We start from the raw sequence: 16241 nt of genomic DNA on the forward strand, positions 1-16241 counted from the left end.
CTAGGCTGGAGCCTAAGTTGCGTGAGAAAGGTGTCATGTGAGGAAGGAAGGCTTCATGATGGAAGTCATCACCGGGTTGGCGAAGTGCTACGGATCGAGAGGGTCGAATGGGTCGACTTGCGCTGATTTAGCCGACGGACGGAACGTGAGCTCAGTATTGGACAGGCGCGAACCGACTTTCCCAGGCTGATACCCCAGTTCGGTTTGGTTACGCTGAAGGAACTCGGCACTTTCGATGTATTGACTTTGTTCGAGCTGGGTGACGATGAGCACGTCCTTGTCCAACGGAGCTCCGATCGCCATGAGACGTCGGGTAACGTTGCGGAGGTTGGTTGTGGTGTGCCTTGCGTAAGGTTCGACGATAATGCTGTCAGGCGGCACCCCGAATCGTTCGATCAAAGCCTTGCGCATCTCCAAAGCTTCCACAAAGCGAGTTCCACGAGGGTGCACGTTCCCGCCGCTAACCACCAAAAAGGGCGCAAGACCTTGCGCAAAGCGCTCGGCCGCCATGCGGACATTTAGAATGCTTCTCGCACTCAGCGGTGTCGTAAGATCGTCTGGCCCAATTCCGGGGACGAGAATGGAACTATAACGATAGCGTCGCCAATCGACATTTTTCGCTTTCTCGAGGGCTTGAGAGTTGAAGCGCTGGTCCAGCGGCTCATAGGCAGATGCCTCACCGCGATCATTAGCGTCCAGCAAGGCGAGAGCGAGGCCGATACTTGGATCTAGCCGCGTAGCCGGATCGGATTGAGCCGCAGCTCGAAGCCAGAGCGCGTAGGCCGCGTTGATTGGAAGACCAGTATTTTGGTTTCGATCGGGAGGGGGACCATCGATTTCAGGATATCGCGGTGTGGCACCGAGGCCGTACACCTCGAGAATATTGTTCAGCCCACGTAACTGTAGCTTGATCGCTTGGCCATTCTGCCCCTCGGTCCCGGAGGGCATGGTAGCCTCCGGACCGGAAAGCGTGGTCACTTCTTCCACGGTCCAACGCATCGCCTCAATCACGCAACGGACCTGTTCTGCGCAATTTCGAACGCGCGCTTTCCGCGCGGCGAGCATGTCCTGAACCTTTGGATGGACATGCTCAGGACTGATTTCTTCTAGCGCTGGAAACAGGGCGGCGGCTGTTCGCTGCCAGTGAGTGTCAACAACCGGGGCTGAAAGCCCCGGTTGTCCAATGCTCATCAGAATGACTAGACCAGCAAGGTTGAGCGGCGACTTCACCACGACTTGCTCAAAACGAAGCGGAAATTCCGTCCAAATACGGGTCGGCCGAAAGTGGCGATGCGAGTGCCCTGTCCGGACAGCGTATCCGTGCGAGTATTGCCCTCGGTCAAACCGCGGGCGTTCGTGAGATTGTCGCCCACGACCTGGAACTGCCATGATTTGTAGGTCGCCGTGACGCCGGCGCTGTAGGAATGATACGCGGGCAACTCGGTGAACGACGTGAAATCGACGAAGCGCCGGCCGGTATACTCAAAGCGCCCGTACAATTCGAACTTCGCGTCGCCCGAACTGAAATTGAACGATGGTCTGATATTACCAAAGACCTTCGGTTCACGAATAACCTGATTGCCCTCGACCTGTGCTGCACTAAGCCCAGCAACGGTAGACTGGAGATTCGAGTAATAGGGATCCTGAACCGTCAAGGAGCCGCCGAGCGAGAACCAGGGGACGATGTTCAACGCCCCGTCCGCCTCGATGCCCTTGACGATGACCTGGCTGATGAACGGAACGGTCGCCTGGGCGGCTCCAGTTGCCGGGTCAAATGGTACGAACGAAGAGTTGAGCGGGTTGAACTTCGTATAGAATCCCGTGACGTACAGATAGGAGCGGCCAAAAGCGGCCTTCAAACCAACCTCGTACTGATTGGCCTTGGTGGTGATGACCACCGGATTGATTGCGTAACCGATAGTGCCGGAGGGCGGAACCTCCAGGTGCGATGCGCGAACATAACCGCCGAAGTGACTGGTGAAGTCGTAGTTCGCACCAACGGTCCAGTTGGTTATACCTGTATTGATCGTACGGTTCTGTTGGCCGCCATTGAAGCCCTGTACGGCATCATCTGCCAGCGTCGCCGTATCGCCGAGATTGTAGGCCTGCGACGTCAATGCATAGCCGTTCAAATGATACCGCTCATAGCGGATGCCGCCATCGATACGCAGGCCTCGCGTTAGCTCCCACGTGTCATTGGCGTAAAGTGCAAGAACCGAGTTGTCGCTGTTACCTTTGTTCAGGGTCGTCGTGTATTGCAGCACGCCCTTGTCGGTCACGTAACCGACGACGTTGCCGGCAGCATTATAGGCGACGAGATCGAGCAGTTGCGGCTGCCCTTTCACCTGCATCAGGTAATTTTGATAAGCTTGGAAATTGGATTCCGAGTAGAAGCTTCCGTATGCTCCGATTTTCAAGTCGTGCGAGCCAAGCCCAGTGTCGAACTTACGGGTGACGGAAAGGTCGCCTTGGGCGGAAGAGAAATTCGAAGCAACGTAGCGATACTGGCTTTGCATAACCAGGCCAGAGTCCGAATTCGGATCGTAAACTTGGGTGCCATTCGTCCCCGCTATTGCGTAGCCGAGGCGCGTGGCCGTCGGAAATTGCGCTGCGCGGGCGGCAGTAAGGGTGGCGTTGGCTGCGCCATCGACAGGATTGGACGTCGAATAGAGCGCATCGAACCTTAGCTTACCGCTGGTGTACCCCCCTTTCGCCGAGACGTGCCAGTCGTCGAAATCTCCCTCATATTGGAGTCCGACATTCCAGAATTCTGTATGACGACCGTCCGCGAGATCGCGGGCTAGGCTTTGTACGACCCCTGTCGAATCTCTGTATTTGATCTGCGCGTTACGCAGGGCGGGGGTGTTCGCGGTTCCGGTGAAAAAGGCGAGCCACGGATCCAGTGAGCGGGTTGGCTGCCGCGGATCCGCAACCGGAACCGGCAGATAGAAGACATTGTGGTCGTTCAGATAGTTGGCAGTGAATTTGATCGAACCGTTGTCAAAGTCGTGCTTGATGTTCGCTCTGATCTGACCGCCGCGATCATTGGGAAAACCATTGTCGCGATAGCCGCCGTTCTTCCGAAGAAAGCCGCCGATTGCGTAGTAGGTGTTCGCACCCAGGGGACCAGACTGCATGAGATCCAACCGGTAAAGGTCGGTCGTCCCATAGGTCAACTGCGCTTTGCCACGCGGGGTCTGGGAGCCCGAGACTGTGACGTTATTGATGACGGCCGCTGCCTGGCTGGCGACAATCGGCGCCGGTCCACCGCGCACGACTTCGACGCGATCGGTCATCAGATCGTAGCGATTGAGGCTGTCCCCACGGAAAAAATTGCCATTCACGTCGTGGAAGAGCGGCAATCCGTCTTGCTGAAAAATAGCGAGGCCGTCGTCGGTCGGGATCCCGCGAATGCGGGTGATATTTTGCACCTCGCCGCCCGTTGACTCAACCTGGATGCCGGGCAATTTGCCGAGCAGATCGGCCATGCTCGCCGGAGCCAACTTCGTGATGTCGTTTTGAGAAAGAGCATTTGCCGCGTAGGAAACATCGAAGCGTCGCTGCTGACGCGCTGATCCAGTTACGATGATCTCATCACCGTTCTGATCTTGCGTAGACGTGCTCGACGTAGCCTCGCCGGCTTTAGGATCCTGCGCCTGCGGCGCGACTTGTGCGGAAGCAGGTTGAAGTTCGGCGCAAAGCGCAAAAAGCGCGCAGCCGCAAAAAAGGGTTTTCTTTAACATGTTTATTCCTCCCCGGGTTCGAGACCCGACGGCATATGGCCATCTTTTTTGACATATTTAATTATTACTTGTAAAATAAATCAGAAAATGTCACTAGCAGGTATGCGGAATCTCCCTCTCAACCTGTTCGACGAAGAGAAACGATTGATCTGGCGATTGAGGACGCACGGCCCTCAGTCGCGCTCCGATCTCGCCATGGCATTGCAAGTCAGCAACGCAGCGATAACCAAGCTTTCTCGCAGCCTCATGTCACTCAGCTTGATACAGGAATTAGACCCTGAAGAAGCGCGTGGACGCGGACGCCCAACGGTTCCCCTGACCGTCGCGCCAACTGGAGGTTACTCTCTCGGCGTCACTATGCACACAGGCACCATAGAACTGGCGTTAGTCAATTATGCGGGCGGAACCATCTGCCATACGGTCGAACGTGTCGAATCGATCAATCCCCATGACTTCGCACGCTTCATCGAGAGGAGGTTGCACGAGCTCGCAGTTGATCACCGTCTACTTGGATCTCGCCTACTAGGTGTCGGCATGAGTGTTCCAGGGCCAGCCCTGTCAAAAGATGGGAACCGGTGGAACGTAGTCGATACGTTACCCGGATGGAGGAACGTGCCGCTCAAAGACATTATGACTGAGGGCCTAAATCTTCCGGTCTGGTTAGAGAATGACGCCACCGCCTCGGCGCTCGCCGAATATTACCTTGGCGGTTTGATTGAGTGCTGCTCGAGTGCCGTGCTCATCTTGTTGGGGCACGGCGTTGGGGCGGGTGTCATATCGGATCGCCGTTTGCTTCGCGGGGAAGTTGGCGGGGCTGGCGAGATCGGCATGTTGTATCCGAAGGGACCGGCGGGGAGACCGACCACGGTCGATTTGATTGCTACACTTCAAGCTGCAGGGTGTAGCGTTTCGTCTTTAGCCGATTTCGAAGGCAGCATTGCGGGTTTTGAGAGTGTCATTGAGTGCTGGTTGGACCGCGCCGCTGCCCAACTAGCGGTCGCTGTTAACTCCGCGATCGCATGGTTTGATCCAGGAGCGATCCGGCTTGCGAGCCCTTTGCCAAGTTTCATCATGCAAAAGCTTGCTGACCGCCTCAATGCCGGCCCCATCGTTTTAGGTGATCATCACGATGATCGAGAGATCGCGATCCCTCCTATAGATGTTTCGATGCTTGGCGGAGCATCGTCTGCGCTCGGTGCCGCACTACTGCCAATCCACGCATCGATTTTGCGAAATTAGATATGAAGCAGCATTCAGAGCAGTCCAATGCAGCTCCCCATCAAAATGCCCTCGCGTGGAAACTGCGCTCCGATCTTCCGCTTATTGGCTACTCATCTGGAAATTTCGGCAAGAACCTAGTTCTTTCAACATTTGACGTGACGTTCGTTTTTGTGTTGACAGACTTGCTGAGGATCCCCCCAAGAGAGGTCGGAATTCTGATGCTCATCGTAGTGTTAGGAGATCTCGTTTTCGATTTTGTCGCAGGTTACTTGGCGGCGTGGGCTGGCGCCCGAGGGTTTGGATATCGTGGTATGATCGCCTTGGGCGCTCTGCCTTGCGCTGCCACATTCACAGCACTGTATAGCTTGCCAGCGTTAGGGCTGCGCTCCTTTGCAGTCATAGCAATGACGCTGCTGGCTTTTCGCGCGACTTACGCGATAATAGACGTTCCCCATAATGTCCTTATTGCGAGGGTAGCTAGCGATAGTCGCGCGCGTGGCAGAGCATCGGGTTATCGGCTATTGTTCAGCACATTGGCTAGTTTGTCGATCGCGGCGTTCATGATTCCGGCCGTGGTCAATGTTGCGCATACTGCCAGTTTCTCGCACCTCGCAGCCTTAGCTGCATCTGCAGGATCATCATTCTGTCTTGCGCTCTGGGTAGCAGCATGGTCTTCAAGCACCGGATACAGTGTGCCAAAACAATCAATCGTTTCGGCTGCTTTAATGCCGAAGCTAGACGGGCTCATGCTAGGGATGTTCGCCATCGCACTCACAACTGGGTTCGCCATGCCCATGTTTAGCCGGACACTGATCTATTTCTCGACCTACGTATTAGAGGTTCCAGGCGTATCTAGCCGCCTGCTCCTTGCTTTAACGGTTGGGCAACTTCCTGGAGTCATATTATGGACTTATTTAATTCGGCATGCTGAAAAAACTCAACTTCTTGCGATCAGTTACATTGTGGCCTCTATTGGGCTACTGATCTTCGCCGTCTCTGGCTCGAACGCACTGCTGCTCACCGGTACAGCGGTAGTAATAGGTGTGGGGCTAGCGGGAGTGTTCATGCTGCCATGGGGAATTCTCGCCGACATTGTTGATGTGGCAGAGTTCCGGCATCGCGAACGACGGGAGACAGCGACTTTTGCCAGTATGCTGGTAATTCTCAAAGCGGGGGCGGCCGCTGGTAGCGGAGTTATAGCTTTTGTGCTCGGCTCCTTGGGCTATCGCGTTGGAATAGAGCAAAGCGCGCAGGCTCAAATCGGGATTCAAAGTCTAGCGATCGGGATCCCGTTAGTCGGTGCCTTTGGTGCACTGCTAGTGCTTCGTCACCTGGCCATCGGGCATGATCGCCATGCACGCATAATACGCGTCCTCAATTATCGACGAAGCCGGCACAAGCCCCGCTTCTCCTTTTAAGCTATTCTGCCAGCAGCAGTGCTGCGCAGCGTTTCACTGCTGTGCCAGAAGATGCTTTTGCTGAAATTCGCCGAAGCATAGGCTCTTCTCAGCGACTGGAACGCGTTACTTTCGAACTTTGTATTCTCCAGATTGCCCTCCCGCAGACACAGCGCACGGGCAGCCGATTCAATGGCTTTCTCGATGTTCGACATCATCAGGCCTCCCTCAAATCGGCCAGCCGTTGCGACGAGAGAGCATAGTTCAAAGCGGCCCTGAGAACACCCATTCCCAGAGAGGGGATCGGTCGCCGCGCGTCATGGTGCGGCGCTGATTGCGTCGCGGCCATCAGGACCGGACAGCGGGAAGAGCGCATTGCGCGGTCGCACTTCGGCATTCCCGCGCGAAGCGATAGGCGTGGCCGGCGGTACAGCCGCCGCTTCGAACCTCGACCCCATCATGAATAGGCGCGCTTCCTGCCAGCGAAGTGCAGGCGCAGTCATCGGCCGAGCTGCTGCGTTTCCGCCCAGACGCGCGGTGTAGGCGATCGTTTCGGCTGGTAGCGCCGCGCCGCCCTGCACATAGCGCTGATAGCGCCCCGGTCCCGCATTGTACGCCGAAAAGGCGCCCGGCCACCCGTAGCGCGCGGCCAGTTCGGAAAAATACATCGCCCCGCCAATCATGTTCATCCGCGCATCAAACGGGTCGGCACCCAGATGGTAGCGCGCGGTCAGATAGGACCATGTCACCGGCATGATCTGCATGCAGCCCATCGCTCCCTTGGCCGAGACGATCCGCGAATTTCCGCCCGACTCCGCGAGCATGACGCGCATCACAACATCCTGGAGAAGCCCCGCGCGCCGTGCCGCTTCGGGAACGTGCGTGGCGCAGCTCTTGGAGCCGATCAGCTCGGAGGCGTCGCCAGGCGAAGGCGAAGCCGAGACGGCGGTCGCAATGACACTGCATATACTGGTCCAACGCACTGTCATAACCAGGTCCACAGCGGGACTGCGCGACCGATCACTTGGGCGCGATCAATCGGGCCGAAATAGCGGCTGTCAAACGAGGCGCGCAGAGCGGGCGCTATCAGCAGGAGCTGATTGCAGGCCAGGCGCTGGCACCCCGACCAACGCGGCAGCGGGCGGCCGAAGCGATCGCGTGGTAGCGCGGTCGCAACGGCGCGCCCGTTGAGCGTGACATGCATATTCGTGCGGCAGACAGTCGCGCCAGCGAGCGCCGCGACTGGCTTCACCAGCAGCGCATTGGCCTCGACATAGTGGCGCTCCGCCATGACGCGCGTGAGCGCGGGCGACGGACGCACTGCGACCAGATCGCCCACCCGCGGGACGGCGTTGGGCTCGATCCGATAGAGGCCAAGCGGCACGCTCGCCGAGGCGTTCCAGACGAGGCGCAGTTGCGGGTGATGCAAGGCCGGGAGGAGAAGCGCGGTGAGCGCCGTTCCCGTCCGGGCAAGCACGCCAACGCGAAGCGGATGGCGGTGCAAACCGGCCGTCACAGGACCACCTTCGGCAGGCTGGTCGAATGCGCCAGTCATTATCGTTGCTCCGCCCGCTCGCCCGGTCGGCGCACAGCCGGCAGGACGGACCCGTTGTTGGGATCGGAGGTGGATGCACAGGCGCCGCGATCGCACCAGGCGCGCAATTCCTCGATCGTATAGACGACGCGCCCGCCTATTTTCCGGTAAGCGGGCCCGGTGCCATAGGTGCGGTGTTTCTCAAGCGTTCGCGCTGAGAGGCCGACATAATGGGCGGCCTCTTTGGTACGTAGATAACGCGTATCCTTGATGATATCGGGCATGGTGAACTCCGTGAATGTCGGACCCGCGAGGCGATGCGGGCAGCGCCTCGCGGGTCCGACGATCATCTGCGTCGAACGGCGTCCACGGGTGGCCGGAAAGTGGGGGCCCGCGATCCGACCGCATCGGAGTGACGATTATGTCTATGCTTCTGGGCGTGCCCCAAGCAGCCGCCTATACCCTCCCGACACCAGCTCGGCCGCCGCGTCAGCAAGGCGGCGCAGATCCGAACGCTCTGAGCTCAGGCGCCAGTCGTCGGGGAGCGGATCGAGCAACTGCCCGGCAATGTCGCGTAGCGACGCACCGTTACTTTGCAGATCGTAAATGTAGAGCATCGCTGCCAGCCGGTGCGCATGGGGATTGGGCGGAACGTGCAACGGCGCGCCCAGCCCAATCACGCGTCGGAAGGTCTCGGCCGCACGGACCCTCTCGCTGTGCTGCCTGTCAGGATGGAGATAGAGCCCAAACGGCTTGCCCGACACCGGCTCGAGCTCTGCGGGAATCCAAAGCGGCAATTCTGGGGCGCCATGCCTGCGGATCAGCAACGATACCCCGCCGGGCGCGGCAATGCGAACGACGCGGTCACCCCACGCCGACGGTCGGAAATGCAGATCGCCCATCGTGCGCGCCCAAGGCACCGGCCGTATAACCGTCAACGCGGTCGCGTCGAGCGATGGCAGCCAGGCGATCGGCGGCGCGTCGGTCGCCGGCGTGTCGGGATCGACGGCGAAAGGTGAGGCCCCAAAGGGACCACCTCCGCGTCAGGGGATGCTGCGGGATATCTATTATGGTACGTGCAGAGCGCCGGATGGCGGTTTGGGCGAGCGCAGAGCTGCGGCGAGCGGCCGCACCGGCGGACGCCCAAATTGCGCGAAAGTCGGGATTGCGGCGGACCCATTCCCATGCAAAGCCGCGCGCATTCAACGTCAGCAGCGCCCGATAAGCCTCGGGTAGGCGCATTCTGTGGTAACCTGGCATCGCCATACTCCTCGATGCCCCCTGCAACGCTGAAGTATGTTGCGAACAACTCGCGATACAAGACCGCCCGCCCTTATCGTCGGATAAGCATGGGTTATCCCAAGTGGTTAATATTACGGCTAATTAGGATCAAACGAAAGCCCCGCCCTGTCGTTCCGGGCGGGGCTTGATCGGTTTGGCTCAGTCGCCGTTGCGGCGGGTTGGGCGCGACCAGATCAGGTTGTAGGTCTCGCCGTCCTCGTCGTCGAACAGGTTGGCGTAGATCGGAGCGGTAAGGCTCGGATCGTCGAGCTTGAGGCCCAAATATGCGCGGCCTTCGTTGGACTCCTTGGTCCAGGCGGCGCCGATTTCGGCCCGGCCGACGAAGACCCTGTGCGAGGGCGCATTGTCGTTGGCGCGGTTGCTGTCGGGAACGACGCGGACGCCCTTGGCCTGTACGCTGAGGGTAACGATGTCGCCGACGAACTCGTTATTGGCGGTCTTCTTGAAGGTGCCGATAGTAGCCATGTTAAGTCTCCAGTTTTGATCCACGAGCCCGTGCCCATCACGGCCTCGATGGCGTTGAAGGTGACCGAGGCTGCCGCGGCTGCAGGCCTCAAGGGACCCGGTGCTCGCACCGGGATGGGACCCGCAAGCGCAGCTGGAGGACGGTAGCGGGGCGCTTTTTTGTCCCCGCGAGGAATGACGGCGCCCTCGGGGTCCCCACGTTGTCCTACCGTGTGGGGTGGGGGGCCGGCAGGGGAAAAAAGTGACCCAAAGCCGTTGCGGCCCCGAGCGGCAGAGGCAAAGCCGGTTTCGGTCATCAAGCCATGAAGAGAGGCTGTTTGGGCACTGGCTTGGATCTGCCGACAGGAGACGTGACCTCAGAATCGACCTCCGTCCAGAAGCCCGACGCCGTGGGTGTGGCGATGGATAGACCTACCTGCAAACAGGCGGGGTCCTTCTTGGTCACTACCACCGCCTCGACCGCCAAATGCCCGCTGCTGGCTACGGGCTCGCCCTGCGCGGGATCGCGCTCCTGAAACCTGATCCTACAATGACCGCCGCGAAAAATGGGCGACCGGCTCACCACCAACATCCCGCAACCATCTCGGTTCGGATTTGGCGACGGGCAGCGAGACGCCTGATCCCGTCGCCCCCTTCAGGCAATGGCAAGATGGGCCTGTAAAAAGCCCCGCGCGGACGATCGGGCGGGCGATGCGCGGAGAAATGACGGCGATATTTGCTATCAGGCGACCGGACGAGCTAGCCTGTGCGCGGCGCCCGCGCTGCTCACTCCACCCGCGACGAGCGCAACGGCGAAGCTGGCGAAGCCAACAAGCGACGCGAAGGCGCTCGCGACCGAAAAGCCGGCGACGGCCGCTGGGATAGCGAAAACGGCGATCAGCATGCCGCGCGCCGGACGGCTCGAAAGCGATAGCGCCGCGAAGCGAGCGAGCGCGATGACGCCCATGAAGGCGGCGATGCCGACGATTACCGACGGCAGTGGCGCGATGCCGAGCGCGGCGCTGCAGAAGCCGGCCGCCAGGCCCACGCCGATCGGCAGCGCCAACGTTGCGCCGGCGAACAGCGCGTAAATCAGAAATCCGACGCCGATCAGCGTCAAGGGAAACAGGATAAGCATGGCGTCACGTCGTTTCTTCAAAGGGTTGGACGCGCCTCCACCGGTCACCACCGCGCGTGCAGAATATAGCAGAAATTGCCCGGCGACGAAACCGTCGCCGGGTTCGGTCGGGCGCTCGCGCCGCAACGATCAGCTTGAGAAAACATCGTATTCGCGAACGACATGATTGGCGTCACCGTCGTAATCGTCGCTCGGCATCGCATTATAGCCGTCGTCGGTCTCGATGAGAATGACGGTGACCTTGAGGGTGCAGGCCAGGTTCCAGGCGTAGCGCTGTGCGGTTTCGAGGGTCATGACAGGCTCCTGTCGTTTGGGAGCGGGGCCGCTCCCCGCTCCCAAACGCCGACGCATCCGGCGTCCGGCTGCGATCACCGCGTGAGGAGGCGCAGCCGAGTAGCGGCCGCATGCAAGGCATAGCGGACCGTTCACGGGCTGATCGTGGAAGGCCGGAGGGCGGAATGGACTAGCGCCTCCAAGAGCGGAGAGAGGTTCCGCGGATGGCCACAGGGAACGATGGCGGTTGAAACCGTGGGATATGGGCTTGACGATTTTCGGGCATCGGGAACACGTCAAGCGGGTTCTATCGGCAAGGATGTCTGCCGCGCTGATCGGTGTGGTCGTCCGATCAGATCTTTCCCGTCCAGCCGCGATTTGCTACTATGATCAGCTCGGGAGGTTGAGTGCGCATATGGATCGAGTCGAAGCATTGATCGCCAGGCTCGCTCCCGTACCGATTTGCGACGAATGCATTGTCGAACGCCTCCATCTGGTGGCGCTCCATCAGGCAAGCCAGCGCACGCGCGAACTCGCCGGCCAGCGTGGTTATGAGCGCGCGACCGCCGAATGTGCCACCTGTGGCCAGCCCAAATCGGTGATCCGGCGATGCCCGCGATGAATGGCTGAAAGAGCACTGCGTCTCTGCTGGCCCTCATTCGCAGCGCCAGACTGGAATGCCCATCTTGCGGGCCTTGTCGAACAAATTCCCCTGAATACCGCCGCCGGGGAACAGGATGATGCCGACCGGAAGGGTCGCGAGCACGACATCGTTGCGCTTAAACGGCGCCGATGATTTGCTGTGCTTCACGAAGTCCGGTGCGAACGGGATTTGCGGTACATTGCGCTGATCGGCCCAGAGCGATGCGATCTTTTCGGCACCCGTCTTCGATCCGCCGTGCATCAAGACCATCGTCGGATGTTTTGCGAGTACGCTGTCGAGCACCGACCAAATGGTGCGGTGATCGTTATAGCTGGCGCCTCCGGAGAGATAGACCCGTTCCCCCGGCGGGATCAGCACATGGCTTTCGGCCCAGCGGCGGGCATTGATGAAATCCCGGCTGTCGACAATGCTGGCGGTAAGCGCCTTACGGTTCACCATCGACCCCGCTCGCGGCATCCAGGCTTTACGAAGATGGGTGCGGAACTGGTCGGCGAACGCTTCACGAAATGCTTCCATCGCGTCGCGGCGCTCGATCATTGTGCGGCCTTCGGCAATCGCGGTTTCAAGCTCGACCGACCTGACCTCACTGCCGTCCTGCTCGCGCTGGAGTCGTTTCTGCGCGAGCTCGTTGCGATCGAGCTCGCGTTCGATCCGTTCGCCTGCCCGGTGGAACACATTGGTGAAGCCCCAGAGCAAATCTTCGAGATCGGGTTCGAGCCGGGTATCCTGCAGGCAGGCGACCATCGCATCGAAGGTGTCAGCGGCTGCAGCCTCCACCAGGCGACCTTCGGGCAATGGTCTTGGGTCGGCGTCGTCCTCGAAGGGTCTGCGCCCATAAAGTTCAAGTTCCTGGAGGAGGTGGGAGAGCGAGGATTCCTCGTGCTCGGGTTCGTCGGGACGTTCGGGGTCGGTTGTCATGGTGGTCGCCTCGTCGTTTGACCGCGCCTTTCGCGGCCTTCGTGGCGACGACAGGACGGTGGGCAGACCGGGCGTGCACGCCCGAGCGAAGCGACGGGGGCCGAAGCAAAGCGGAGGACGGCGATAGCTGCGGCTATTTTTTTCGCGATGCAAAGCGGACCCCAGAGGGTGCGCGGCGGAAAATAGTCGCGGCGCAGCCGTTGCGCGGCAGGCTCGCCTGCCGTTTCAGTCGCCCTCTCAAGAAGGTCGACAGGCGTGGCTCTTCGTCGACGTAAGGCAGCATTTGACCTTTCCGAACGGTCCGATAACGCTGCCACGGCCCTTCGCTCTTGCTGGCTTCAACCCATGGACAGGAGAAAGCGTGCGCGATCTTCGGGAGCGAACTGCCGGGCAAGATGTGCGCGAAGCCGGTCGAGCCCCATCTGGCGAAGATCGGCATTGAAGTCGTCAAGCTGGGGCTCGAGTACGATCATCGTGATGCCGACCGCATGAGTGCGTTCGGCCAATGTCGCCACCGCATGGGTGCCGGCGGGATCGTCGTCGCGTGCGACATAGAGGCGTTGCAACTCCGGCGGGAAGGCCGTCGCCGCGAGATGAGGGGCGGAAAGACCGGCGATCATCGCCAATCGAGGGACTGCCATGCGCAGTGACAGTATCGTCTCGATGCCTTCGCCGGCAATCATGACCGGTCCTGATGTGCCGAACCGGACGCCATGTCCGAGCAGGTCGCCCATCGCCCGGCGCGGCGTCGCGACCGATGCCTTGTTGGTGCCCTCGGAATCAAGCCAAGTGCGATGGACTCCGGTGATGGTGCCGTCGAGGTCGGTCACCGCTGCGATCAGTGCCGGAAAGGCATTCGGAGTGTCCAGCGCGTCGCCCTCATTGGTGCGATACCGGCAGCGGGAATGGAATCGTAGCCGACGTTCCGACCGCATGCCGGTGATGGCGCGATGACGAAGGTAAGTTTCGGCAAGGGTGTGGGCGATCGGCTTCGATGCCGCAAACAATCGGCGTGCGGCCTTGCGCGATCCTGCTGGGCGTCGAGGTTCTTCCCGATCGAGATCCGGCAGCTCGCGAGGCAAGGACAGGAAGATGCGGGCTTCCTCGATGGTCTCGGCGAGCGCGCGGTGCCCGCAATTGAGACCGATCAGGTCGAGCAAGTCGCCATGTTCACCCGTGGCGGCGTCGGTCCATTTCCCGGCCGCGCCCTTACCATGGTCGTCGCCTTTCAGGCGGACGTAGAGACTGCGCCCCGGCGACCCCAGGGCATCGCCGGCAATCCAGTATCGACCTTCGCGCCGGCCAGCGCCGAGATAATGGCGACAGACCGCCTCGGCGTTGCGCGCCAGGGCGCGCGACAGGTCTGATGCGGGACCGGTCATGAAGCACCTCCGCAATAAAAATGGGGCCTGCCGTTGCGGACAGGCCCCGAAGCAAGAGCGATTATTCAGCAGCGACCGCGAACGCCTCATCGACGTCCAGACCATGCTGATCATTTTGCCCGTCGGCGTCCACGGCCTGTTCGCCGTCGTTTGCCGCCACCGGTTCGGGCGCCGGCGTGCGCAGCGGTTCGGCGAGCCAGCCGCTGCCGGCGAGCAGGCCTTCGGCCGCCTCTGCCATCTCGGGCTTCTTGAGACCGCCAAGACGTCCCGCCGCCTCTCCGCCCCTGGCTTCCTCGACCGCCGACAAGATTCGGTGCTTGGTCACCCGGCCGAGATAATTGCTGATCGTGGCAGTCCAACCGGCGGCGACCATGTCGAGGTTCGCGGCCCGTGCGAGGATGTGCGAATGCGCGATCCGGCCCGCGATTGAACGTGCGGAAACCCGGCCCTCGTTGTAGCGGTTGGCCGGTTCCCACACCGCGTTGAGGCCGAACGAAGCGCAGTGCGCGAACAGCGCTGCCTGATCATCGGCATCAAAGGCGATCAGCGTCTCCCACAGATCGGCGGGCGCACCGGGCAGTCGCTCCGACCAGCTCTCATGCCGCTGGTCAATCGCTTTCGCCGACATGCTGTCGTTGAGGCCGGGCGCGTGAATGCCAAGCCCGGCACTGCGAACCGATACCTGCATGCAGCTGTTCTCAGCGGCATAGGTGTAGAAGGTGTCGAGCACGAAGGCGTGGAGCACCGCCGCAAATGCAAGCTGCGGGCTCGTCGCCACGGCATCGCGCAAGGCGAGTGTCCGGTGGGTGGTGAGCTCGGTCACCAGCCGGTCTGGAAGCGGACGAAGCATGTCGTCCTGCTCGTCCTCCTCCTCGGGCTCGACGGCCGTATCCGGCACGCCGCCGACACTGATGATCGGACCCGCCCCAACATCGCCGATCTCGGAACCGTTATCGCCGTCATCAATGGACCGACCCTCGCCATGTTCGTTCACCGGTTCTTCGGCGGGCTCATCTTCTGGCCGGACGAAGCCACGCTCAATGTGGAGCGAGCCGTCAACGTCAATGCTGACGAACACGCCAGCATGCGCCATCTCCGCCGGCTTATAGACCAGCGGCCGCGAGACGATCGCACTGATCTCCTCGTCGATTGCCATGACGCGGGCATCGACCTCGTCCGGGACTTCGTCCGCGCCCGACCATTCTTCCTCGAGCGCCTCGGCTTCCTCGCGAAGCGATGCGAGCCTGGCCTCGTCCTCGTCGGTAATCTCGAGCTGGTCGCCATCGATCACGCGCATGTCGTCATCATAGGTGTAGGGAAAGTCGACCGCGACCGCGATCCACTTCCAACCTTCCTCACCGATCCGGGCGCTCTCGGCCTTGAGCTTCTCGTCAACCAGCCGGTCGAGCAGCGTCACATCCTGCAACCACCCGCCATCGTCGGCTTCGAACAGGTCGCGAAGGACATAGCCGCCCGCTGCGACATAGGCGTCGAGCGTGACGAAGCGCACGCGCTTGTCGGACGCCCGCACCTTATCCTCGGTTAGCCGCGATCGGATGAACCAGGGCTGCTTGTTGTAGCTGGACTGGAGCAGATCCCAGACCTGCTCCTGGCGCTCATGGTTTTCGGACACAGAAAAGGCCATCAGCTGTTCGAGAGTCATGCCATCGTCGGCATAGACCTCGTGCAGTTTGGGCGAGACGGAGGCGAGGCGCATCCGCTGTTTCACGACGGCGGGGGTCGTCATGAAGGTGGCGGCGACGGTCTCGATGTCGGTGCCCTGGGTGACGAGCTGTTGCATTGCCCGGAACTGGTCGAGCGGGTGCAGTGCCTCACGGTGCACGTTCTCGGCGAGCGAGTCCTCCTCGGCCGAGATATGCTCGTCCTCGCGGACGATGCAGGGCACCAGCTCGGTCTTGGCCATGCGGCGCTGTTTCACCAGTTGCTGCAAGGCGCGGAAGCGACGGCCGCCGGCCGGCACTTCAAATAGGCCGGTGTCGTTGCCGTCGGCATCGCGCTGGACGCGGACGGTCAGGCTCTGCAACAGGCCGCGGCGGGCGATGTCGACGGCGAGCGCGTCGATCGAGACGCCAGCCTTAACCCGCCGGACGTTGGCCTGGCTGAGCACCAGCTGATTGAACGGGATGTCCCGCGAACCACTGAGGACGATCTTTACATGCTTGGTCATGAGTCTTCTCCATGACGGGCGGTCGGGAGGCTCTCTC

At 60.8% G+C, this 16241-nt stretch carries 17 protein-coding genes; 3 read left to right on the plus strand and 14 right to left on the minus strand.

Annotated features, from left to right (window positions below):
* Nucleotides 1-87: 87 nt before the first annotated feature.
* Nucleotides 88-1230, minus strand: coding sequence for a YdcF family protein (locus FHW96_RS26670; protein WP_216650786.1), 1143 nt, complete (start codon nucleotides 1228-1230; stop codon nucleotides 88-90).
* Nucleotides 1227-3743, minus strand: a complete 2517-nt coding sequence (locus FHW96_RS05665) for a TonB-dependent receptor (RefSeq protein WP_172339553.1) — start codon at nucleotides 3741-3743, stop codon at nucleotides 1227-1229. Before FHW96_RS05665 ends, FHW96_RS26670 begins: the two co-directional genes overlap by 4 nt.
* Nucleotides 3744-3845: 102 nt before the next feature.
* Here FHW96_RS05665 and FHW96_RS05670 point away from each other — a divergent pair, with 102 nt between their 5' ends.
* Together FHW96_RS05670 and FHW96_RS05675 are read left to right on the plus strand one after the other, a co-directional pair.
* Entirely contained in the window at nucleotides 3846-4982 is a 1137-nt protein-coding gene (locus FHW96_RS05670; RefSeq protein ID WP_172339554.1) for an ROK family transcriptional regulator, read from the plus strand.
* A 2-nt stretch (nucleotides 4983-4984) separates the two neighbouring features.
* Entirely contained in the window at nucleotides 4985-6382 is a 1398-nt protein-coding gene (locus FHW96_RS05675; protein WP_172339555.1) for an MFS transporter, read from the plus strand.
* Here FHW96_RS05675 and FHW96_RS05680 read toward each other — a convergent pair.
* The 9 genes from FHW96_RS05680 to FHW96_RS05715 all read right to left on the minus strand — a co-directional run bounded on the left by FHW96_RS05680 (nucleotide 6379) and on the right by FHW96_RS05715 (nucleotide 11073).
* A complete protein-coding gene (locus FHW96_RS05680; protein WP_172339556.1) occupies nucleotides 6379-6579 on the minus strand; it encodes a hypothetical protein in 201 nt (66 codons plus the stop codon). The genes FHW96_RS05675 and FHW96_RS05680 overlap by 4 nt on opposite strands.
* 99 nt (nucleotides 6580-6678) lie before the next feature.
* The gene (locus FHW96_RS05685; RefSeq protein ID WP_172339557.1) at nucleotides 6679-7350 is read right to left on the minus strand and encodes a lytic transglycosylase domain-containing protein; all 672 of its coding nucleotides are present in this window, start codon (nucleotides 7348-7350) and stop codon (nucleotides 6679-6681) included.
* Nucleotides 7347-7916, minus strand: coding sequence for a S26 family signal peptidase (locus FHW96_RS05690; RefSeq protein WP_253950750.1), 570 nt, complete (start codon nucleotides 7914-7916; stop codon nucleotides 7347-7349). The genes FHW96_RS05685 and FHW96_RS05690 overlap by 4 nt, the downstream gene beginning before the upstream one ends.
* On the minus strand, nucleotides 7916-8179 hold the full coding sequence (locus tag FHW96_RS05695) for an AlpA family transcriptional regulator (RefSeq protein WP_172339558.1): 264 nt from the start codon (nucleotides 8177-8179) through the stop codon (nucleotides 7916-7918). Before FHW96_RS05695 ends, FHW96_RS05690 begins: the two co-directional genes overlap by 1 nt.
* A 141-nt stretch (nucleotides 8180-8320) precedes the next feature.
* Complete coding sequence (locus FHW96_RS05700; RefSeq protein ID WP_172339559.1) at nucleotides 8321-8797, minus strand: DUF2285 domain-containing protein; 477 nt, start codon at nucleotides 8795-8797, stop codon at nucleotides 8321-8323.
* A complete protein-coding gene (locus tag FHW96_RS26675; RefSeq protein WP_371815639.1) occupies nucleotides 8760-9161 on the minus strand; it encodes a transcriptional regulator domain-containing protein in 402 nt (133 codons plus the stop codon). The genes FHW96_RS05700 and FHW96_RS26675 overlap by 38 nt, the downstream gene beginning before the upstream one ends.
* A 174-nt stretch (nucleotides 9162-9335) precedes the next feature.
* Complete coding sequence (locus tag FHW96_RS05705) at nucleotides 9336-9662, minus strand: DUF736 domain-containing protein (RefSeq protein ID WP_172339560.1); 327 nt, start codon at nucleotides 9660-9662, stop codon at nucleotides 9336-9338.
* 721 nt (nucleotides 9663-10383) lie between these two features.
* Nucleotides 10384-10779, minus strand: a complete 396-nt coding sequence (locus FHW96_RS05710) for a hypothetical protein (RefSeq protein ID WP_172339561.1) — start codon at nucleotides 10777-10779, stop codon at nucleotides 10384-10386.
* Nucleotides 10780-10908: 129 nt separating this feature from the next.
* The gene (locus FHW96_RS05715) at nucleotides 10909-11073 is read right to left on the minus strand and encodes a hypothetical protein (protein ID WP_172339562.1); all 165 of its coding nucleotides are present in this window, start codon (nucleotides 11071-11073) and stop codon (nucleotides 10909-10911) included.
* A gap of 241 nt (nucleotides 11074-11314) precedes the next feature.
* Here FHW96_RS05715 and FHW96_RS26140 point away from each other — a divergent pair, with 241 nt between their 5' ends.
* Nucleotides 11315-11674, plus strand: a complete 360-nt coding sequence (locus FHW96_RS26140; RefSeq protein ID WP_253950751.1) for a hypothetical protein — start codon at nucleotides 11315-11317, stop codon at nucleotides 11672-11674.
* 33 nt (nucleotides 11675-11707) lie between these two features.
* On the opposite strand, the gene FHW96_RS05725 is transcribed toward FHW96_RS26140, so the two are convergent.
* The 3 genes from FHW96_RS05725 to FHW96_RS05735 all read right to left on the minus strand — a co-directional run bounded on the left by FHW96_RS05725 (nucleotide 11708) and on the right by FHW96_RS05735 (nucleotide 16204).
* Nucleotides 11708-12634, minus strand: a complete 927-nt coding sequence (locus FHW96_RS05725; RefSeq protein WP_172339563.1) for a DUF2493 domain-containing protein — start codon at nucleotides 12632-12634, stop codon at nucleotides 11708-11710.
* A 338-nt stretch (nucleotides 12635-12972) separates the two neighbouring features.
* Nucleotides 12973-14016: a toprim domain-containing protein gene (locus FHW96_RS05730; RefSeq protein ID WP_172339564.1), complete on the minus strand. Its 1044-nt coding sequence runs from the start codon at nucleotides 14014-14016 to the stop codon at nucleotides 12973-12975.
* A 61-nt stretch (nucleotides 14017-14077) separates the two neighbouring features.
* Nucleotides 14078-16204, minus strand: a complete 2127-nt coding sequence (locus FHW96_RS05735) for a ParB/RepB/Spo0J family partition protein (protein WP_172339565.1) — start codon at nucleotides 16202-16204, stop codon at nucleotides 14078-14080.
* Between the last annotated feature and the right edge of the window lie 37 nt (nucleotides 16205-16241).

The organism is Novosphingobium sp. SG751A, assembly GCF_013149295.1.
GTDB lineage: Bacteria > Pseudomonadota > Alphaproteobacteria > Sphingomonadales > Sphingomonadaceae > Novosphingobium.